The 455-nt window shown below is 58.9% G+C and carries 1 protein-coding gene; it reads right to left on the bottom strand.

Features of this window, described 5'->3' with window-relative positions; all coding sequences use genetic code 11:
* Window positions 1-455: transposase (locus tag FW789_RS24310; RefSeq protein WP_446432154.1), on the bottom strand; the 455-nt coding region annotated here is incomplete at both ends.

The raw sequence follows: 455 nt of genomic DNA, 5'->3' as shown, positions 1-455 counted from the left end.
CCCGACTTCACCACCCCGTAAACCAGATGCAGCAGCTTGCGCATTGCCGCACACACGATCTGCTTGTAGGCCTTGTGTCGGCTGCTCAAACGCTCTGCCAGTGCCTTTACGACTGGGTTATGCCTGATCGAGACGGTGCCCGACATCCACAGGCCCGCTCGCAACCTTGAGGCGCCTGTGCGCGAAATGGTGCTCTGGCCTGTGAACTCGCCCGACTGTTGCATCACGGGGTTCAGGCCTGAGAAGGCGACAATTGCAGATGGGCTTTGGTATTTCAGGGGATCGCCCAGCTCGGCCAACAGCAACGCGGCGGTGGTCTCGCCCAGACCGTCGATCGAGGTAATCAGGTCGCGCCGCCCGCGCAGATCTGGATCGTCATCGATCGTCTGCTCAATGGCTTTTCTGGTCTTTTCCAGCTCTTTGATGATGTGCCCGATCACGTCTTGAATCGATTG

Source organism: Pseudomonas sp. 1121_17 (genome assembly GCF_052850745.1).
The sequence above is the reverse complement of the archived record's forward strand: the minus strand, read 5'-3'. Positions and strand labels throughout refer to the sequence as shown.